This is a genomic window from Alcanivorax xiamenensis (assembly GCF_009846745.1).
In the GTDB taxonomy this organism is placed as follows: Bacteria; Pseudomonadota; Gammaproteobacteria; order Pseudomonadales; family Alcanivoracaceae; genus Alloalcanivorax; species Alloalcanivorax xiamenensis.
The window spans coordinates 1-20,324 of record NZ_AQPF01000028.1 but is presented as its reverse complement, the minus strand read 5'-3'; the positions used below and the strand labels follow the sequence as shown (position 1 = coordinate 20,324).

Genomic DNA, 20,324 nt, shown 5'->3' with positions numbered 1-20,324 from the left:
AATATCACAGGTTATCGGACAGCTCCGCCTCCGACGCGGGCCGTTTCAATCCGCGCAGGAAATCCATCAGCGGCACCAGCAGCAGCGCCAGGGATACCAGCGTGATACACAGCGTCAAAGGCCGCTCCCACAGGAACGCGATGGAACCGTCGGCAATCATCATCGCCCGGCGGAAATTACTCTCCAGCATGCCGCCGAGAATAAAGCCCAGAATCAACGGTGCCATGGGGAAATTCAACTGCCTCAATATCAGCGACAACACCGCGAAGCCCACCATCAAATACAGATCGAAGGTATTGAATGACACCAGATACACACCGATCAGGCTGAAGAACAGGATCAGCACGGTCAGTAGCGGTTTCGGCAGCGCCAGCGTCTTGGCGATGTACGGGATCATTGGCAGGTTGAGAAACAGCAGCACCACGTTGCCCACATACATGGACATGATCACCGCCCAGAACACATCCGGGTTATCGTGCATCAACAACGGACCGGGTTGCAGTCCGTAGGCAATCAAAGCGCCAAGCATTACCGCCGTGGTGCCGGAACCGGGAATACCCAAGGTCAGCAGCGGCACGAAGGAGCCGGTGCACGCGGCGTTGTTGGCGGTTTCCGGCGCCGCCAGACCACGCAGGGAACCCTGCCCAAACTGTTTTTTCTTCTCGCCCCGGGCCAGATTCCTCTCGGTGGCATAGGCCAGAAAGCTGGCAATGGTGGCGCCAGCGCCGGGCAAAATACCAATCAGAAACCCCAGAATGGAGGAACGGCCGATCACCGGCGCCACGTCCCTGATTTCCTCCCTGCTCAAACGTAGATCGCCCATCTTCGAGGACGGCGCCGACGCCTTTTTGCCGTCCGGACGCAAAACACCGGAGAGCGCCTCGGAGAGGGCAAAGATCGACATCGCCACCAGCAGGAAGCTGATGCCATCGAGCAGATCGCTGGAGCCGAAGGTGAACCGCTCGGCGCCGGAGGACGGATCGATGCCGACGGTAGCCAGCATGATGCCCAGCAGGGTCATCATCACCGCCTTGAGGAACTGGCCCCGATTGGAAAAAGCGGCGATGGCGGTGAGCCCCATGACCATCAACGCGAAATAATCCGCCGACCAGAAGCTCAGCGACACCTTCGCCAGCAGCGGCGCCGCCACCATCAGAAAGACCGCGGCCAGGGTGCCGCCGGAGAACGAGGCATAAGCGGCCAGCGCCAATGCCTTGCCGGCCTGCCCCTTACGCGCCAGGGGATAGCCATCGAACGAGGTCGCCACGGTACCGGCGACCCCCGGTGCATTGATCAGAATCGACGACGTGGAGCCACCAAAAATGGCACCGTAATACACCCCGGCCATGAGGATCATGCCGTAGGAGGGATCGATGCTGTAGGTCACCGGAATCATCAGGGCGATGGCGGTGATCGGCCCCAACCCCGGTAACATGCCGATAAAGGTGCCCACCAGGCACCCCATCATCACATAGAGAATGCCCTGCCAGCTCAACGCCGCGGACAACCCGGTCAACATGCCTTCCATCATGGTCTCAGCTCCACAGCGTGCCCGGTGCCAGGTAGATTCCCAGCAACCGGGTCATGATCAACCAGAACACCACCACCACCGGCGCCGAAGCCCAGAACAGCACCTTCGGGCGGTATTCACCCATCAGCAGATAGCCGGCCAACAGGAACAGCTCGGTGGCCAGCAGAAAACCGAACGGATCCAGCATCAGGGCGTAGAGCACCATCAGTACCAACAGCAGCACCGTGCGCCCCAGTGCCAGCGCACCGGAGCCACCTTGCGGCCGCGCCACCTGTTGCAGAAAGGACCCGGCCAGCGCCAGCAGGCTTACCACTACCCCGACCACGGCATAGATTTTCGGCAAGGTCGACGCACTGACCGCGATGCCCTGCTCGGTGGGCAACAACGGGATTTGCCAGGCGTAAACGCCATAGGCACAGGAGAACACCAGAAACAGAAAAGCACCGATGCGATCTTTGGTGATGAACATGTCCTCTCCTTCAGCGGATGAAGCCCAGATCACGCATCACTCGCGCCATCTGTTCTTCCTGCTGTTTCAGGGATTCGAGGAATTGCTCCGGCGTCTCGTAGTTGTTGAGCCAGCCGTTGCGTTTACGCACCACTTCCCACTCCGGCGTCCCGAGCAGCTTGCGGAAGGCTTCGGAGTACTCCGCCACCTTGGCGTCCGGGGTATCCGGAGCGGCAAACAGACCTCGCCAATTCACGAAGCTCATCGGATAGCCCAGCGATTTGAGAGTCGGGATCTCCGGGTAATCGGCGATGACCTCGGGCGCGGTGATAGCAAGAATGCGGGCATCGCTGGAACGCATCAGCTCCAGCGCTTCACTGAAGCCGGTGGACAGCAACTGCACTTCTCCCGACAACAACCCCGCTTTGGCCTGGCCACCGCCGTCATAGGGGATGTACGGCAGCTTGCGGCCGTCACCACCGGAGGCCTGAAACGCCTGCGCCGCCACCAGGTGATCCATGCTGCCACGGGCGGAACCGCCGGCGACTTTGACCAGGCGAGGATCGCGACGGTAGGCCGCCATCACCTCCTCCCAACTCTGATAAGGGGAGTTGGCGGTCACCACGAAGGCGCCGTAATCGGCAATCAGATTGGCCACGGGCTTGAGATCGCGAAAGCTGTTGGGAATCTGCCCGGACAGGGCGCGCAGGACGATGGGAGTGGAATTGATCATCACCATGTCGCCCTGCTTGGTGCCCATCTTGATCATGTAGGCGATGGCGCGGCCGCCCCCGCCACCGGACATGTTCTGGAACGAGGCATTGTTCTCCAGGCCGGATTTGATCAGCGCCTCACCGGCGGCCCGGGCAGTGGTGTCCCAGCCGCCGCCGGGCCCACCGGGCACCAGGAAATGGAGATCCGCCCGGACCGTTCCGGTCCCGAGCATCAGCAGCAGGACCAGCAGAGCGCGGCATAAACGCCGGCAACCGGCGTGAGCAGGCAACGTCATGGCAACCTCCTAGAATTGGTATTGCGTCCGCAACACCACGGCATTGGCGTCACGCTCATCCCCCACCAGCGCGGGCGCGCCGGGGCCACTGACCCGGGAGCGGATCAGGTTGAGCATGAATTTCAGATGGGCGTCGTAGTAGTAGGACAGGCCCAGGGTGTGGCTGGTGACGTCGGTGCCCTGGTTGGCACTGCTGGCGTCCACCCGCGAGGTGCGCGCCGCCACTTCCCAGGCATTGCGCACCCCGTCCGGCTGCCGGAATACGCCCTGACTGGCCTTATAGGCGCGGGATTCCCCCGTCAGAAAGTAGCTAAGGGAGGCGGAATAGCCGTCGAAATCCCGTCCGTCCAGGTCGGAAGCGCGATCCTCGGTGCTCAGTTCACGGCGGGCGTATTCCGCCTGGAACAGCAGACCGTGCCATTGCGCCGCCAGCTCCAGCCCCTGCTGGGTCAGGTGGTCCACCGCCACGGGCGCGCCACCGGCGGCATAATCCACCAGTCTGACAGGGGTCTCGCGAACCTCGCCGCGAGCCCAGGACGCACTCAGCTCATCACCGGACATGTCCCGGTAGGAGGCCCAGAGCCCCAGATGCAGCACTTCCCCCTGATCACGCTTGGGGGCCCAGGTGAACCGGCCACTGGTGGCGTAGTTGAGACGCCCGCTGTCGTCCTTGCCGCTGTCACCGAAGGCATCGTTCTTGTACACACCGAAGGCGTAGCGCAAGCCGCTGGAGGGGAAAAACTGATAGGCCGAGGCACCCCAGCGAAAATAGGGCGAGACGGTGTTGGCCAGACTGGAACGTTCGATCATCACCAGGTGGGCGCTGCTGGACAGCGCTTCCAGCGAAATATCCTCACGCAGTTTCCCCAGTTGCACCACCGGACCGCGCTCAAAACCGCTGTAGCGCAGACGCGCCATGACGATCTCGGCGCCATCGGAGAAATCCATCAGCAATTTGTAGTCCCAGTCGCCGTGTTCGGAACCGATGTAGGCACGCACCCGTCGTGGGAACAGATCCGAGCCCGTTCGCCCTTCGTGGGTGGCATTGTAGGCGCCATCGAAATGGTTGTAGTCGAGCTGCAGCGCACCGCCGATCTCGAGGCCTTCCCAGGGCGAGGGCGCGGCTTCGCGCTGATTGAGCGCGTCGACTTTCTGATTCAGTTCCTCGATCTGCTGCTTGAGGCGGGACAGTTCATCATCGGCACGGGCTCCGGCGGTCAGCCAGAGGCCAACGAACACCAGCACCACGGTCATGGAGCTTCGCATCATCGGGCGATCCTTTTGTTTTGCTTATGCGCGCCATAGCGCACCGGCCACCCGGGCGACGGACAGGTCACCCGGCCTTGAACGGAGAAACAAGCGTTTCTCTTACAACCGGCACGCTACCCCCCGCTGAAAAGAGGGGGAACGTAATGGCGATAATGGGCGTTCTTTGCGTTTTGGGCGTTTTATTCATATTGGCCACATCCGCTTCACACTTGACTACGGCTGGCTTCGCGGACGTTCTCACCGGAACGGGACGCCGGCACGCAACACGCTTGCACGCCATATTTGCTTGTGCCGAAATGCCTCCCACCTCACTACAGTCCGGCTACGGAAGAGCAGAATTTTGCGTGTGCCCGCAGGGCGGCGTGAAGCGTGTTGCGTGTTAGCGCCCAACCTATATCAATTTATTTTGATGCAGCCATGAGGATAGGCTACACTCGCCGCCATGACGGCACCCGCTGAAGCCACACAATCCGGACTCGACGATCTGACGGTCTTTCTCAAAGCCGCTGGCGATGGTTTGCGTCTGGAGGTTTTGCAGGTGCTCGGCCAGAACAGCTTCGGCGTACTGGAGCTGTGCGAGATCATGGCCATGAAGCAGTCAGGCATGAGCCATCATCTCAAGGTGCTGGCCCAGGCCGGTCTGGTGGAGAAGCGCCGGGAGGGGAATTCCATCTTCTATCGGCGCCGGCTGCCGCCGGCGGATACCCGGACCAGCGCCTTGCACGGAGCCTTGTTCGAACAACTGGATCAAACTCCGCTGGAGACGGTGACCGCCCGACGTCTGCAAGGCGTTCAGGCCCAGCGGGCAGCTCAAAGTCGGGCGTTTTTCGTGCGCCACGCCGACGATCTTGCCCGCCATCAGGACTTGATCGCCGAGCACGAACAGTACGCCGAACAGGCCTGCGAGTTACTGGATCGGGCCGCGGGCAGTCGGGCCACCAGCGGTAATGGCTCGGTGCTGGAGATCGGCCCCGGCGATGGCCGTTTTCTGGCACCGCTGGCACAGCGATTCAAACAGGTGCTGGCCCTGGATCACGCCGAAGCCATGCTGGAGCGGGCCCGCCGGGAAGTGGCGGAACAAGGCCTGGACAATGTGCGGCTGGTACTGGGCGAATGGCCGGAGGCGGGCACGACGCTCCCCGCGGTGGACGCGGTGGTGATGAACATGGTGCTGCACCATCTGGCCTCCCCCGCCGCCGCCCTGCAAGCCGCTGCCCGTCAATTGACCCCGGACGGGGTGGTGGTGGTCACCGATTTGTGTCGTCATAACCAAAAGTGGGCCGTGGAGGCCTGCGGTGATTTCTGGCTCGGTTTCGACGAAGCCGATCTGGTGAGTTGGGCTGGTCGTGCCGGCCTGGTTTTACGCGATAGTCTGTTCCTGGCCCTGCGCAACGGGTTCCAGGTGCAGGTGCGCAGCTTTCAACGCGGTGGCACAGAGATCGACAAGCGACTCTGAGGTCCGTGTGGAACGTCAACCCCCAATCGAGGGAGTAAACCGGTAATGAGTGAATACAGCATCTTTACCTCCGAGTCGGTCTCCGAAGGCCACCCGGACAAAATGGCCGACCAGATTTCCGATGCGATTCTGGACGCCATCATCGCCGACGATCCCCACGCTCGCGTGGCCGTGGAAACACTGGTGAAAACCGGTATGGCGATTGTCGCCGGGGAAGTGCGCACCAACACCTACGTTGAACTGGAAGATATCGTCCGCCAGGTGATCCTGGACATCGGTTACGACAGCTCCGATGTGGGCTTCGACGGCGCCAGCTGCGCCGTGCTCAACGGTATCGGCAAGCAGTCCGCGGACATCGCCATGGGCGTGGATGAGGCGGACAACAAAGACCTCGGCGCCGGCGACCAGGGTCTGATGTTCGGCTACGCCACCAATGAAACCGACACGCTGATGCCGGCACCGATCTATTTCTCTCACCGTCTGGTGGAACGCCAGGCGCAACTGCGCAAGAACGGCACCCTGCCGTGGCTGCGCCCGGACGCCAAGAGCCAGATCACGCTGCGCTACGAAAACGGCCAGCCGGTAGCGGTGGAAGCGGTGGTACTGTCCACCCAACACGCTCCGGAGATCAAGCTGAGCGATCTGCGTGAAGCGGTGCTGGAAGAGATCATCAAACCGGTGCTGCCCGCCGACTGGCTGCACAAGGACACGCTCTACCACATCAATCCCACCGGCAACTTCGTTATCGGCGGCCCGATGGGGGACTGTGGCCTGACCGGACGCAAGATTATCGTCGATACTTACGGTGGCATGGCGCGCCACGGTGGTGGCGCCTTCTCCGGCAAGGACCCGTCCAAAGTGGACCGCTCCGCCGCCTATGCCGGCCGCTACGTGGCCAAGAACATCGTTGCCGCCGGCCTCGCCGACAAGTGCGAGATTCAGGTGAGCTACGCCATCGGCGTGGCCGAGCCCACCTCTATTTCCATCAACACCTTCGGCACCGGCAAGATCAGCGACGACAAGATCGCGCAACTGGTACGCGAGCACTTTGATCTGCGTCCGCGCGGCATCATCGAAATGCTCGACCTGCGCCGTCCGATCTACCGCCCCACCGCCAGCTACGGTCATTTCGGCCGGGAAGGCTTCAGCTGGGAAAACACCGACAAGGCGGAGGTGTTGAAGGCGGCATTGTAAGCCGCTTACACGCAACACGCGGCACGCCCGCCCCTTCGGGGCGCACGCCAGAAAAGATCAAAACAAGGCTCAGGGAGGAGCCATGTATCGACGTTACAAGGAGCTTCGAGTGTGGCAATCAGCCGTCAAGCTGGTCCTGGCCACTCATGAGGTCACCAGAACCTTTCCGCTTGAAGAAAGGTTCGTACTGACTCAACAAATGCAGCGCTCAGCGCTAAGCATTCCTTCCAATATCGCGGAAGGATACGGACGGGGAAGTGATGCGGATCTGCGTCGCTTTCTCCATATTGCCAGAGGTTCGCTTTTCGAGCTGGAAACGCAGGCTCTGATTGCTTCAGAGCTGGGGTATCTCGATATCACGTTGCTTCGAGAACCCATTGACAAGGTGTTTGCTCAACTCGCGGCATTAATCCGCCGGTTAAGCTGACAACGTTTTTATTAGCGTGATGCGTGCAAGCGTGTTGCGTGCAAGCGGAGGAAAACATGAACGCCAACGCAACCCCCACCGCCGACTACAAGGTCGCGGATATCTCCCTGGCCCAGTGGGGCCGCGCGGAAATCGAGATCGCGGAAACCGAGATGCCGGCACTGATGGCGATCCGGGACAAGTATCGTGCCGAGCAGCCACTGAAAGGCGCCCGCATCATCGGCTGTATCCACATGACCATCCAGACCGCGGTGCTGATCGAAACGCTGAAGGAACTGGGCGCGGAAGTGCGCTGGTCCAGCTGTAACATCTTCTCCACTCAGGATCACGCCGCCGCCGCCATCGCCGCCGCCGGTGTGCCGGTATTCGCCTGGAAGGGCGAAACCGAGGAAGAGTACATGTGGTGCATCGAGCAGACCTGCCGCGACGGCGACGGCAACCTGTGGGACGCCAACATGATCCTGGACGACGGCGGCGACCTCACCGCCTATATTCACGATACCTACCCGGAGATGCTGAACAACATCCACGGCATCACCGAGGAAACCACCACCGGCGTGCATCGTCTGTATGACATGCTCAAGAAAGGCACGCTCAAGGTGCCGGCGGTGAACGTGAACGACTCCGTCACCAAGAGCAAGAACGACAACAAGTACGGTTGCCGTCACTCGCTCAACGACGCCATCAAACGCGGCACCGACCACCTGCTCTCCGGTAAGAAAGCGCTGGTGGTGGGCTACGGCGACGTGGGCAAAGGGTCCGCCCAGTCCCTGCGCCAGGAAGGCATGATCGTCAAGGTGACCGAGGTCGATCCGATCTGCGCCATGCAAGCCTGCATGGACGGTTTTGAGGTGGTCAGCGCCTATAAAGATGGCGTTAATGACGGCTCCGCCGCGTCCATCAATGCCGACCTGCTCGGCAACACCGATCTGCTGGTGACCACCACCGGCAACTACAACGTCTGCGACGCGAACATGCTCAAGGCGCTGAAGAAAGGCGCGGTGGTGTGCAACATCGGTCACTTCGACAATGAAGTGGACACCGCCTTCATGCGCAAGACCTGGGAATGGGAAGAAGTGAAGCCGCAGGTGCACAAAGTATGGCGCGACAAGAAAAGCGCCGACTTCCTGCTGCTGCTTTCCGAAGGCCGCCTGGTCAACCTGGGCAACGCCACCGGCCACCCCAGCCGGATCATGGACGGTTCCTTCGCCAACCAGGTACTGGCGCAGATGTATCTGTTCGATCAGGGCTACGCCAACCACTCCGACGCGGTGAAGGAAAAAATGCTCAAGGTGGAAGTGCTGCCCAAGCACCTCGACGAGGAAGTGGCCATGTACATGGTGCAGGGCTTCGGTGGCGTGGTGACCCGCCTGACCGCCGAACAGGCCGACTACATCGGCGTCAGCGTCGACGGGCCGTACAAGCCGGATCATTACAAATACTAACGCTTGCACGCGGCACGCTGACACGCATACACGCCAAAAGAGCGTGCCAGCGTGTTGCGTGCTGGCGTGTATGCCTCGCGAAGCGAGTTTTTTATGAAACGCATCAGTTTCGAGTTCTTCCCGCCGAAAACGGATGAAGGACGTACCAAACTGCTGACCACACAGCAGAAGTTGCTGGCGAAGAAGCCGGCGTTTTTCTCCTGCACCTTCGGCGCCGGCGGCTCCACCCGTGACAACACCCGTGAAATGGTCGGCAAACTGCGCGAGCAGCACGCCGATACCGCGCCACACCTGAGCTGCATTGGGCAGAGCCGGGAGGAAATCCTGGAGTTGGTTCGCGGTTACCGTGACAGCGGCGTGCGCCGTATCGTCGCCCTGCGCGGCGACCTGCCCTCGGGCATGGGCTACGCGCAAAGTGAAGTGAAATACGCCGATGACCTGGTTCGTCTGATCCGCGAGGAAACCGGCGACCATTTTACCCTGGAAGTGGCCGCCTATCCGGAGATGCACCCGCAGGCGCGCAGCTTCGAGGACGACATCGCTCACTTCAAGCGCAAGGTCGATGCCGGCGCCAACAATGGGCTGACCCAGTACTTCTATAACGCCGACGCCTACGGCTACTACATGGATGCCCTGCGCCGTGCCGGCTGCGACGCTCCGATCTACCCGGGCATCATGCCGATCCTCAATGTCGCCAATCTGATCCGCTTTTCCGGCGTCTGTGGCGCCGACATTCCACGTTGGTTGCGCAGCAAACTGGACGATATCAAGGACGACGAACAGGCGGTGAAGGCCTTTGGCGAGGAAGTGGTGACTCGCTTGTGCGAGCGTCTGCTGGCCATGGGCGCGCCGGGCCTGCATTTCTACACCATGAACCAGGCCCAGGCGAGCCTGCGCATCCTGGATAATCTGGGCCTGTAATGTCGCTCTCCGTACTTTAATAAGGGGCCTCTGAATAACGTGCCGTCATCCCGGGCGTGACCTTTCTCGGAGGGGGCACGGCAGGCCTCCGCGGGCTCATGCCCCACGGTTGTATGCCGATATGCCCATATAGCCCAACGGTATTTTCCCCTCCAGCCCACCCTTTTTATTCTGAATGGGACACGGTTTTTCGGTACCGGCAGGAGGTGCATCATGGCCGTACGCGCTTTGACCGAGTTGCTTGACCGCAACCAGGTGAATTACCACTGCTATAACCATCCCCCCACCGCCACCGCGGCGCAGACCGCGCAATCCACGCACATTCCCGGTGATCACATGGCGAAAACGGTGATCGTGTCCGTGGACGGCGAACTGGCCATGGCGGTGTTACCCGCCAATGAGTACGTGGACCCGGACCGTCTGCGCCAGGCCCTGGGCGCCCGCCATCTGTCCCTGGCTCGGGAAGACCAGTTCAAGGACCGTTTCCCGCTCTGCGAAGTGGGCGGCGAACCGCCGTTCGGCAACCTTTACAACATGCGGGTCTTCATCGACGAAAACCTGCTCAAGCAGGACTGGCTGGCGTTCAATGCCGGCTCCCATACGGAAGTGATCAAGATGGGCATGGGGGATTTCCTCAGATTGAGCCAGCCGGAATCCGTCTCCTTCGCCATGCATCACTGAAGCCGGGCAGGGACGCGCAACCCGCCAGGGACCGGCGCTAGCGGATCCGGTTCTCGATGAGGAAATCGACGAATTGACGCACCTTGGGCGACAGGTGCCGATGGCGAGGGTAAACCACCCACACCGCGGTGTGGGCGCAGGCGTATTGGTCCAACACCGACACCAGCCGCCCGGAGGCCAGGTCCTCTTCCACGTAGTAATCCGGCAACTGCGCCAGGCCCAGCCCCTTTCGCACCGCGTCAAGCAGGGCCAGACCGGAATTGGCGCGCCAACCGCCCTGAACCCGCTGGGTGCGGTGCTGCCCTTCCACGTCGAAGGCCCAGTGATCCAGGGAACCGCGCAGACAATTGTGCGCCGCCAGCTCCCCCAGGGTATGGGGACGGGCATGGCGCTCGAAGTATTCCGCGGAACCGACGACGTACTCCCGGCGGTCACACAGGCGCCGGGCAATCAGCGACGAGTCCGGCAAAGCGCCGGTGCGGATCGCCACATCAAAGCCTTCGTCGACGATATCCACGCGCCGGTTGGTGAACTCCATATGGACCTGCAAGCGGCTGTGCCGCGCGAGGAAATCGTTGACCACCGGCGCGATGTATTTCTCACCAAAAGTGGACGCACAGGTTAACCGCAGCACCCCGGAAGGTTGTTGCTGGTAATCATCAATCGCCGCCAGAGCTTCCTGGAAGCCATCGAACAGTTGAGCACAGTGCTCGAAGTACACCGAACCCGCGTCGGTGAGCCGCAAGGTGCGGGTAGTACGGTATAAAAGCTGGGTTTCCAGCTGGGTTTCCAGGCGCGCCACCAGCCGGCTGACATGGGAACTGGACACCCCCAATCGCTTGGCGGCGCCAGCAAAGGAGCCCCGCCGTACCACCTCCACGAACGCCTCGATACGGTCCCAATGCTGCATTGTTGCTCCCAGGCAATAATCAATTGCGCCATGATGCCTTAAGAGAATCGGGCCCCGCCAGTACACTTGTGGGCAGAATGGGCTGGATGCCGGACGCTTCAACCCGGCGCTGATACCCCCGGAGTGTTTCCTGGTAGTCTGCGGAAAACACACCATGTTTTTCCGTTATGGGTTGAGCGTCTGGCATCTGGCCCCCTATCTTTTCCAAGGAGCAACCCATGAAATCAAGAGCCGCCGTGGCCTGGGAAGCAGGCAAACCCCTGGTGATCGAGGAAGTGGACGTGGCCGGCCCCAAGGCCGGTGAAGTGCTGGTGAAGATTGCCGCCACCGGCGTCTGCCATACCGATGCCTACACTCTGTCCGGCACGGATCCCGAAGGCCTGTTCCCCTCCATCCTCGGCCACGAAGGTGCCGGGGTGGTGCAGGAAGTGGGCGAAGGCGTCACCAGCTTGAAACCCGGCGACCACGTCATTCCGCTGTACACCGCCGAGTGCCGCAAGTGTAAGTTCTGCCTCTCCGGCAAGACCAACCTGTGTCAGGCGGTACGCGCCACCCAGGGCCAGGGCCTGATGCCCGACGGCACCAGCCGCTTCTCCCATAAAGGCAAGATGCTGCATCACTACATGGGCACCAGCACCTTCTCCGAATACACCGTGCTGCCGGAAATCTCCCTGGCCAAGGTGAGCAAGGACGCGCCGCTGGACAAGATCTGCCTGCTGGGTTGCGGCATCACCACCGGTATCGGCGCGGTGTTGAACACCGCCAAGGTGGAGCCGGGTTCCACTATCGCGGTATTCGGCCTCGGCGGTATTGGTCTGGCCGTGATCCAGGGGGCGGTGATGGCCAAGGCGGAACGCATCATCGCCATCGACATCAATCCGGAGAAAGAAGTCCTGGCCCGTCAGTTCGGCGCCACCGACTTCGTCAACCCGAAAGACCACAGCGCGTCGATTCAGGAAGTGATCGTCGAACTCACCGACGGTGGCGTGGACTATTCCTTCGAATGCATCGGCAACGTCAACGTCATGCGCTCGGCGTTGGAATGTTGCCACAAAGGCTGGGGCGAATCGGTGATCATCGGGGTCGCCGGCGCCGGCGAGGAAATCAGCACCCGCCCGTTCCAGTTGGTCACCGGCCGCGTCTGGAAGGGCTCCGCCTTTGGCGGGGTGAAGGGCCGTACCGAACTGCCCGGCTATGTGGAGCGCTACATGAAAGGCGAAATCATGATCGATGAGTTCGTCACCCACACCATGCCACTGGACGAGATCAACACCGCCTTTGACCTGATGCACGAAGGCAAAAGCATTCGCTCGGTAATTCTTTACTAAGGCGAGCCCACACGCTTATACGCTGGCACGCTAAGCACGGGACTCACACCGTCTTTGCGTGCCAGCGTGGAGCGTGCAAGCAATCTTTCGGAGAAAGAACATGTCCGACGAACTGGAACTGATCTCCGCCACCAAGTCCTTCGGCGGTTGGCTGAAACGTTACAAACACCGCAGTGACGCTCTGCACTGCGACATGATCTTCGCCATCTATTTACCACCGGCGGCGGAAGAAAAATCCGTGCCCTTGCTGTGGTGGTTGTCCGGCCTCACCTGCACCGACGAAAACTTCATGCAGAAAGCCGGCGCCCAGCGCATCGCCGCGGAGCTGGGCATTGCCATCATCTGCCCCGATACCAGCCCCCGGGGCACCGAGCTGCCCGGAGAGCACGAACGCTACGATTTCGGCTCCGGCGCCGGTTTCTATGTCAACGCCACCGAATCACCGTGGAACCGGCATTACCACATGTACGACTATGTCACCGAGGAATTGCCGGCCTTGCTGGAAACGCACTTTCCGCTGAATGGCAAGGCGGCCATCAGCGGCCACTCCATGGGTGGGCACGGCGCGTTGATCTGCGCCCTCAAGAACCCGGGCCGTTACACTTCGGTATCCGCGTTCGCTCCCATCTGTAATCCAAGCCAATGCCCCTGGGGGGAATTCGCCTTCACCGGGTATCTGGGCAAGGACAAGACGGACTGGCGGGAATGGGACGCCTGCGAGCTGGTTAAAAGCCACGGAAGTGATCTGGCGCTGATGGTCGATCAGGGGGACGCCGATAATTTCTATCAGGACGGGCAACTAAAGCCGGAAGCCCTGCAGGCCGCCTGCAAGGAAGCGGAAGTACCGCTGACGTTGCGCATGCAACCCGGTTACGACCATTCCTATTTCTTCATCGCCAGCTTTATCGACAACCATTTGCGCTATCACGCGCATCATCTGCGCAGCGCCTGACCGGTCAAAAGAGGTCGCGGCTGGTGGGTTCGCCCGATTCGCTGGCAAGCCAGCTTCCCACAGCGGCTTCCTAGCCCCTCTGTGAGAAGCAGGCTTGCCAGCGAATTATCGGACACCACTGGCTCGTGAGCCGCGATCCGTCTCGCCAGCGGCTCAGCCTTTCGGCTTCAACGAATCCAGCAGCAGCATACTGCCCGCCTTCACCGCGGTGGTGATCGCCAGCGCCGGGTTCTTGATCTCGAACTTGGGATTGTGGTTCATCGGCGGCAACTTGCCGGTTTCCATGTAAACCTTGGTCACGTCCGGAGCCCCCCCGCCGACTTCCATGAACAGCGTCTTGGTATTCTCCAGGCCGGAGACCAGCAACGGGAAATCCTCGGACCCCATTACCGGCGGGAAGCCCGGCATCAACGCTTTCTCCCCCAACACCGAGGCCAGCACCGGCTTGGCCCAGTCCACCAGCGCATCGTCGTTGTAGACTGGCTCGGCGTACCCTTTCATGGTGTATTCGGGCATGCGGTCCTCCGGCACCCCGGCGGCCTTGGCAATACCGTTGGTTTCCCGCTTGATCGCACTGAGCAATTGCTCACGGACCGGTTTCTCATACCAGCGCAGGTTCAACTTGAGCACGCCGTTATCCGGAATCACGTTATTGGCTTCGCCGATTTGCACACTGCCCACGGTCAGCACCGCCGGCTGCTGCGGGTCCACGTTGCGGCTGACAATGGTCTGGTAGGCCATTACCGAGCGCGCTCCCAACACCACCGGATCGATGGTGTGCTGCGGCGCGGAGCCGTGACCGCCGATGCCATGCAGGGTCACATCCAGGGCGTCGGAACCGGCCATTCGACGGCCGGCGCGCACCGCCACCGTGCCCGATGCCCAGATCGGGAAGACGTGGGCGGCGATCAGCAGTTCCGGCTCGGGCACCTTGTCGTAGAGCCCGTCGTCCACCATGGCCTGGGCGCCCTCGATCAATTCTTCCGCCGGCTGCGCCACCAGCACCAGGGTGCCGGACCAGTCCTTGCGGGTTTCCTTCATCACTTCGGCGATGCCCAACAGCCAGCTGACGTGGCTGTCATGACCGCAGGCGTGCATCACGTAGGTCTGGCCGCCATCCGGCAGAGTCACCTGCTTGTCACTGGCGTAAGGCAGATCGGTGTCTTCCTTCACCGGCAGCGCGTCCATATCGCTGCGGAACATGACCACCGGGCCGTCACCATTCTTGAGTACCGCCGCCACACCGGTGCCGCCGATACCGGTATGCACCTGATAACCCAGCTTCTTCAGCCGCTTGGCCACCATCGCCGAGGTTTCGGTTTCGTGGAACCCCAGTTCCGGATTGGCGTGCAGATGCTTGAAGGTCTTTTCCAGGTCGCCGCTCTGGGCTTCGGCCAGCTGCTGCACCCGTTCCACCAGGTTGGCATCGGCGGCATGAACAACCGTGCCCGCCAACAGCACAGCGGCGGCCAGAGGGGCTCGGATCGCGGATCTCAGGGTCATGGGTCTCTCCTTGTGCTCTTCTTTATGTTCTTGTGATACGCCAACAGGCATCAGAATACTGTTCCCCATACTGGCGGGTCTGCCAAGTGCAAAAGACGACGAACTGGTGGAGGGGGCCGGACGCCGATAATGCAAAACCAGACCCAACGCCCTGGCAAGCACTAAAACGCTTTTTTATATCCGCAACGCTCGACGATCCGGTGTTCTAAAGCGTCCGGCGTCTAGCGTCCGGCATCAGGCGTCCTCTCCGCCAGCTTCGGCGCCACCGCACGGCGGTACATTCTCCAGGCCATCACCCCGGCCAATACATTGCCGAGGGCGGCCCCCAGCGCGAGACCGGTAAATCCGGCCAGCCCCGATCCCAGCCACAGCAAGGGGAGATAACAGGCGAACAGGCGCAGGAATGAGATGCCCATGGCCCGCCAGGGCCAGCCCAGGGCGTTGCTGGCCGACACCACCAGCATGCAGATACCCAGCAGGCCATAGCTGGGCGGCAGGAAGCGAATCAGGATAGTCAGGGTATCGCGCACTTCCCCGCTGGCCACCAGGGCCGACGCCAGCGGCCGCGCCGCCAGAGCAAAGACCAGGCCCAGCGCCAGCTGCCAAAACAGCACCATGCGCGCGGCGCTGGCCATCAGCCGCTCCACCTCGGCCCAGTTGCCGGCACCGTAACAGCGGCCCAGCCAGGGCGGCAGCGCCATGGTCATACCCAGCACCAGGACGATGGAAAAGCTTTCCAGACGGCTGGTCAGCCCCCAGGCCGCCACCGCGCTCTCCCCGAGCCGCGCCACCAGGCCGGTGGCCAGCATCGAGGCCAGTGGCGGCATCAGTTGGCTGATCATGGCGGGGCCGGCGATGTGGGCGAACGGCAGCGCCGAGGCACGCGCTTCGCGCCAGGCCCCCACCCGCTCCAGCCAGCCACGACCGCGCAACGACCAGGCCACCGCCAACGCGCCGCAGCCAAACGCCACCAGCGACGCCCAGGCGGCCCCGATCAACCCCAGCCCTGGCCAGGGACCGATCCCGAAGATCAGCAACGGGTCCAGGCACAGGTTGATCAGGCTGGTCAGCACCATCATGGTGCCGGGAAACCGGGTGTTGCCGTGCGCCCGGAACAAGCTGTAGCCAAAGTACGCCAGCGCCCCCAGCCAGGAGGCGACCACCTGCACGGTCCAGAATGGCCGGATCAGTTCACGGATTGACTCGCTGGCGCCGAGCAAGGAGAACGCCGGCTCCTGCACCAGCCACAGCAGCGCCAGCAACAGCGCCATCAACCCGCCACCGCCGGCCAGCACCAGCAATCCCAGACGCCCGGCACGATGCGATTCGCCGGCACCAATGGCCCGGGAAATCAGCGCGGCGATGGCGATGCCGACACCGACCTGCACGCCAATGCTGAGAAACACCAGCGGGAAGGTGAACGACTGCGCAGCCAGTGGTTCGGTGCCCAGACGGGCAACAAAAACGCTGTCCACCAGGTTGAACCCCAGCAGCGACATCACGCCCAGGGTCATCGGCCAGGTTTGCCGCCATATTTGGCGAGTCAGAGACTGTGATTGCACGAATCGGTCAAGGGTTGAGGGTCAGGTTGTCGCGGTCGATGGACTGGACCATTGCTGTTCCACAATTCGTTGGCACGCAACACGCCGACACGTCTATACGTTGATTCGCTGCCAAGGCAGCTTCCCACAGCGGCTCCGTAGGTCCTGCTGTGGGAAGCGAGCTTGCTCGCGAATACGGCGCGAATTCATGTTCCCAAGGCCTGCAAGCGTGCAAGCAAATTGTGAGGCGCCGGCAAGAGTAGCACAGTTTCCCGGCGCGGATTATTCCGCGCCGGGCAGATAGGCGGGCGTCAGCAAACGGGAGGGTTCCCGTTCCATGATCACTTTGCCGCCGCGCACCGACAACAGCACCTCACCCTGACGCCGCAGCACCGAATAGTCGTCTTCGCCATCGAGCAGAATGAAATTACCCGGCTTACCCACGGCGATGCCGTAGCAGTCATGGATGTTCAAGGTTCGCGCGCTGTTGTCGGTGATCAGGTCCAACGCCTGGCTGAAGTCCTGGTAGCCCATCATGTGACAGATATGCAGACCGAAATCCAGCGTCCGCAGCAGGCTGCCGTTACCGAGGGAATACCAGGGGTCAAAAATGGAGTCCTCACCGAAGCACACATTGATGCCCGCCGCGTTCAGTTCTTTCACCCGGGTCAGGCCGCGCCGTTTCGGATAATTGTCAAAACGCCCCTGCAAATGCAGGCTCTCGGTGGGGCAGGAAATGAAGTTGATGCCGGACTGCTTGAGCAGCCGGAACAGCTTGGAGCAATAGGCGTTGTCATAGGAATGCATGGCCGTGGTGTGGCTGGCGGTGACACGCCCGCCGAGCCCGTTGAACAACGCCTCGCTGGCCAGCACTTCCAGGAAACGGGAATTGGGATCGTCGATCTCGTCGCAGTGAACGTCCACCAGCCGGTCATAACGGATCGCCAGTTCGATGACTTTCTTCATCGAGGCGTTGCCCAGCTCCTGGGTGAACTCGAAATGAGGAATGCCGCCGACCACGTCGGCGCCGATTTCCAGCGCCTGTTCCATGCGCTCCAACCCGCCCGGGCTGGACAGAAGCCCCTCCTGGGGAAACGCCACCACCTGCAGGTCGATATAATCCTTCAACTCATCACGCAATTCGCACAACGCCCGCAGCGCCACCAGGTCCGGATCGGTGGTGTCGGCGTGGGTGCGGATGTGCTGCACACCCCGTCCCACCAGCAGTTCCATGGTGCGTAGCGCGCGCCGGCGCACGTCCTCGTTGCTGAGCATGGGGCGCCGTTCGCTCCAGCGCTCGATGCCTTCGAACAGGGTGCCGCTCTGGTTCCAGGCCGGTTCGCCGGCGGTGAAGGCCGCGTCCAGGTGGATGTGCGGTTCCACCAGAGGCGCGCAGGCCAGCCGCCCCTGACCGTCCCGTTGATCCCCCGCCACCGTTACCGAATCCGGCTGGCGCTCGATGGCGGTGAAGCGTCCCTCCTCGATACGCAGGGTGTACAGGTCGGGTTGCTGGCGCAGACGAACGTTGACGATTTCCATGTTCACTCCAAAAAACGGGCTCAAGGCTGCTCCGGGACCTCATCGGCCGCCGGCAACAGGCGGGAAATCAGAGCGTGAGCCAGGAAGGCCACCCCCACCCCGACCACCGGCGGCAATACCGGCGAACTCCAGGCTGCGAGGGCGCCGAGACCGTAGGCGCACAAACCGGACCATTGGAAAGCCGGCAATACCGTACCCTCCAGAGAAGGGTATTGACCCCGGAAACGCACCCAGAAGTCCGCCATGATCACCCCGCCCAATGGCGGAATGAAAGTGCCCAGCAGAATCAGGAACGGCACCAGCAGATCGTACATACCAAACACCGCCAGCAGCGTGCCGATACCAGCCCCGGCGATGGTCACCACCCGGCGTCGGCCGGTACGCAGCAGATTGCAGCCGGCCACCGAAAAGTTATAGATGGTATTGTCCTGAGTGGTCCAGATGTTCAGGAACAACATCAGCAGCGCCAGCACCACGAAGCCCTGGGTGATCATCACATCAACAATATCCGCTTGCTGATAGATCAGGGTGCCCATGGCACCGACCAACACCATTAAACCGTTGCCAAGAAAGAACGCCGCCAGGGTGGCGATTACCGCGATACGGCCGCTGCGGGCAAACCGGCTCCAGTTGGTGGCCATGGTGCCACCGCTGACAAAGGTGCCGATCACCACGGTGATGGCGGCGGCGAAACCCATGTCACCGCCGCCGGCGCGAGCGCTCAGCGCCTCGAATCCGCCCACATCGACCACGCCCCGGTAAAGGCTGACACCGATGAACAGCAGCATGGCCGGCACCGCGAACCGGGACAGCCAGTCCAGCCCGCGATAGCCCACCATGGCGGTGACACAAAAACCAAAGCCGAACACCACCATCAACGGCAACTCCAGCCATTGCGGCAGCGGCGTCATCTTTACCAGAGCAATGGCGATAGTGGCGGTGCCCCAGGCGTACCAGCCGATCTGGGTAAAGCCCAGCAGGCAGTCGGACAGCTTGCTGCCCTTATCCCCGAAACAGTAACGCCCCATCAGCACGGTGTTCAGTCCGCTGCGGCAGGCGATGTAGGCCAGCGCGGCGGCGTAGGCCCCCAACAGCAGATTGCCCACCAGAATCACCATGAGCAGTTCCGGAAACGAGAACGCGGTGCCGAGATTGCCGCCGGCCCACATGGTGGCGGTGAAGAAGGTGAAGCCGAGCAGCACCACCGAAGTGGACAACAACCCCTTACGCTGCTCCTCGGGAACAGCGCTCAGCGGATAATCATCGGATGAAGACATGGCAAGCTCCGTGACGGTCAGAGAAACACGGAGCCTGGCCGTGCAACCCGCGGGCCAAATCAGTTCGCGGGCCGGCGGCCCAACAGCGGATGAAGGCGATCAGCGACATGGCCGCTCTCCACCAGCTCCAGAAATTCATCGCCCAGGCGCCGGCTTTCATCAATGGCCGTGCGCCAATAGCGTTCACGGCCGGCGTCATCATCGAGATAACGCTTGAAGTCGGTGCGGTCCGGCAGCTTGCCATGGGGCAGGCTGGCCAGATATTGCGGCGACGGCGACACCAATACAGTGCGGGACAAACGCCCGGGGTCGCCATTGCGCCAGCGTAGCGGCTTGTCGAACCAGCCGGGAATCACCCGGTCGGTGAAATGCGGGTACAGCACCAGTCCTTCCGTGCGATACGGCAGATCCAGATGGTAATCGAGCATGCCGCCATCCCGGTAGACGCCCGGCGGGGCCCCGGGAATATCCCGTACGCCTTCCAACACCATGGGAATGGCGGCGCTGGCCAGCAGAGTGGCGCGCAGGTTATCGCCCGTCAGCGTCACATGGTGGGTGGCGAAATCCGCCAATGGCGCCAACGGCAGATTCTCCTTGCCACCGTTATAGACCAGCCCGCGTTCCATGAAAGCGCCCAGCGCCCGACGGCTCAGCAAATTGCCGCCAATCACGCCGGCCAGCCCCAGCCCCAGACCCAGACCACCGTCCCGCGTCATCAGCCCACGGCTGCGAATCACCACCACCACCAGCCGGTAATCCGGGTTGTCGAGGATGGTGCCGTCCTGCTCATCCAGCAGGTCGGAAAGCATGGCGGCGCAACGGCGGGTGACCTCGTGGGCGGTAATGCCTTTGGGGAAACGCTGCCGGGTATACAGATCCGCCAGCCGCGCCAG

At 61.9% G+C, this 20,324-nt stretch carries 18 protein-coding genes; 8 read left to right on the top strand and 10 right to left on the bottom strand.

The features are described 5' to 3' along the window. Positions 1-4 precede the first annotated feature (4 nt). The 4 genes from A6D6_RS14935 to A6D6_RS14920 are packed head-to-tail and all read right to left on the bottom strand — an operon-like array spanning position 5 to position 4,257. Positions 5-1,531 (bottom strand): tripartite tricarboxylate transporter permease, encoded by a 1,527-nt coding sequence (locus A6D6_RS14935; protein WP_159661167.1) that lies wholly within the window; start codon positions 1,529-1,531, stop codon positions 5-7. Between the two features lie 4 nt (positions 1,532-1,535). Continuing rightward, entirely contained in the window at positions 1,536-2,000 is a 465-nt protein-coding gene (locus tag A6D6_RS14930; protein WP_159661166.1) for a tripartite tricarboxylate transporter TctB family protein, read from the bottom strand. A gap of 10 nt (positions 2,001-2,010) precedes the next feature. Then, positions 2,011-2,988 carry a tripartite tricarboxylate transporter substrate binding protein gene (locus A6D6_RS14925; RefSeq protein ID WP_133492788.1) on the bottom strand — a complete coding sequence of 326 codons (978 nt, stop codon included), beginning with the start codon at positions 2,986-2,988 and terminating at the stop codon, positions 2,011-2,013. Positions 2,989-2,997: 9 nt separating this feature from the next. Next, on the bottom strand, positions 2,998-4,257 hold the full coding sequence (locus A6D6_RS14920; protein ID WP_133492787.1) for a porin: 1,260 nt from the start codon (positions 4,255-4,257) through the stop codon (positions 2,998-3,000). 442 nt (positions 4,258-4,699) lie between these two features. Between A6D6_RS14920 and A6D6_RS14915 the strand changes: the two genes are divergently transcribed. From A6D6_RS14915 to A6D6_RS14890, 6 genes are all read left to right on the top strand, one after another. Then, positions 4,700-5,713, top strand: a complete 1,014-nt coding sequence (locus A6D6_RS14915; protein WP_133492786.1) for an ArsR/SmtB family transcription factor — start codon at positions 4,700-4,702, stop codon at positions 5,711-5,713. A gap of 45 nt (positions 5,714-5,758) precedes the next feature. Beyond that, on the top strand, positions 5,759-6,907 hold the full coding sequence (gene metK / locus A6D6_RS14910; RefSeq protein ID WP_133492785.1) for a methionine adenosyltransferase: 1,149 nt from the start codon (positions 5,759-5,761) through the stop codon (positions 6,905-6,907). Between the two features lie 82 nt (positions 6,908-6,989). Beyond that, entirely contained in the window at positions 6,990-7,334 is a 345-nt protein-coding gene (locus tag A6D6_RS14905) for a four helix bundle protein (RefSeq protein ID WP_201303801.1), read from the top strand. Positions 7,335-7,390: 56 nt separating this feature from the next. Continuing rightward, positions 7,391-8,779 (top strand): adenosylhomocysteinase, encoded by a 1,389-nt coding sequence (ahcY, locus tag A6D6_RS14900; protein ID WP_159661165.1) that lies wholly within the window; start codon positions 7,391-7,393, stop codon positions 8,777-8,779. A gap of 93 nt (positions 8,780-8,872) precedes the next feature. Continuing rightward, entirely contained in the window at positions 8,873-9,700 is an 828-nt protein-coding gene (metF, locus tag A6D6_RS14895) for a methylenetetrahydrofolate reductase [NAD(P)H] (RefSeq protein ID WP_159661164.1), read from the top strand. A 213-nt stretch (positions 9,701-9,913) separates the two neighbouring features. Next, positions 9,914-10,381 carry an aminoacyl-tRNA deacylase gene (locus A6D6_RS14890; protein WP_133492782.1) on the top strand — a complete coding sequence of 156 codons (468 nt, stop codon included), beginning with the start codon at positions 9,914-9,916 and terminating at the stop codon, positions 10,379-10,381. A gap of 37 nt (positions 10,382-10,418) precedes the next feature. Here A6D6_RS14890 and A6D6_RS14885 read toward each other — a convergent pair whose 3' ends face one another. Beyond that, a complete protein-coding gene (locus A6D6_RS14885; protein ID WP_133492781.1) occupies positions 10,419-11,291 on the bottom strand; it encodes a LysR family transcriptional regulator in 873 nt (290 codons plus the stop codon). 218 nt (positions 11,292-11,509) lie between these two features. Between A6D6_RS14885 and A6D6_RS14880 the strand changes: the two genes are divergently transcribed. Further along, positions 11,510-12,619, top strand: coding sequence for an S-(hydroxymethyl)glutathione dehydrogenase/class III alcohol dehydrogenase (locus A6D6_RS14880; protein WP_133492780.1), 1,110 nt, complete (start codon positions 11,510-11,512; stop codon positions 12,617-12,619). A 100-nt stretch (positions 12,620-12,719) separates the two neighbouring features. Next, positions 12,720-13,571 (top strand): S-formylglutathione hydrolase, encoded by an 852-nt coding sequence (fghA, locus tag A6D6_RS14875; protein WP_159661163.1) that lies wholly within the window; start codon positions 12,720-12,722, stop codon positions 13,569-13,571. A 153-nt stretch (positions 13,572-13,724) separates the two neighbouring features. Here fghA and A6D6_RS14870 read toward each other — a convergent pair whose 3' ends face one another. The 5 genes from A6D6_RS14870 to A6D6_RS14850 all read right to left on the bottom strand — a co-directional run. Beyond that, complete coding sequence (locus A6D6_RS14870; RefSeq protein WP_133492778.1) at positions 13,725-15,074, bottom strand: amidohydrolase; 1,350 nt, start codon at positions 15,072-15,074, stop codon at positions 13,725-13,727. A gap of 221 nt (positions 15,075-15,295) precedes the next feature. Continuing rightward, a complete protein-coding gene (locus A6D6_RS14865; RefSeq protein WP_159661180.1) occupies positions 15,296-16,588 on the bottom strand; it encodes an MATE family efflux transporter in 1,293 nt (430 codons plus the stop codon). A gap of 309 nt (positions 16,589-16,897) precedes the next feature. Continuing rightward, positions 16,898-18,154 (bottom strand): cytosine deaminase, encoded by a 1,257-nt coding sequence (gene codA, locus A6D6_RS14860; protein WP_159661162.1) that lies wholly within the window; start codon positions 18,152-18,154, stop codon positions 16,898-16,900. A 20-nt stretch (positions 18,155-18,174) separates the two neighbouring features. Then, on the bottom strand, positions 18,175-19,431 hold the full coding sequence (codB, locus tag A6D6_RS14855) for a cytosine permease (protein ID WP_159661161.1): 1,257 nt from the start codon (positions 19,429-19,431) through the stop codon (positions 18,175-18,177). A 59-nt stretch (positions 19,432-19,490) separates the two neighbouring features. After that, on the bottom strand, positions 19,491-20,324 hold an 834-nt coding region (locus A6D6_RS14850), incomplete at its 5' end, for a patatin-like phospholipase family protein (RefSeq protein WP_159661160.1).